Annotated in this window: 1 protein-coding gene; it reads right to left on the bottom strand. The window is 57.2% G+C overall.

Annotated elements, in window-relative coordinates; translation table 11 throughout:
* On the bottom strand, nt 1-201 hold a 201-nt coding region (locus AO268_RS08610), incomplete at both ends, for a transposase (protein WP_141562800.1).

Here is a 201-nt window from a genome sequence, read left to right as displayed (position 1 = left end):
CCTTGGTGTAACCGAACTGGCGCTTGATTACCCGGAACGGATGCTCGACCTTGGCGCGCACCTGAGCCTTGGCCTTTTCAATCTTGCGCTTGTCTTTGTACAGCACGCTGCGCTTATCGAGTTTTTTGTAGGTGCTGCGGCGTGCCGCCACCTGCCAGATAACTTCACGTCCTTCATGCTCGGGCCGCTTTTCGACACCGG

This window comes from Pseudomonas sp. ICMP 8385, assembly GCF_002699915.1.
GTDB lineage: Bacteria > Pseudomonadota > Gammaproteobacteria > Pseudomonadales > Pseudomonadaceae > Aquipseudomonas > Aquipseudomonas gessardii.
The sequence above is the reverse complement of the archived record's forward strand: the minus strand, read 5'-3'. Positions and strand labels throughout refer to the sequence as shown.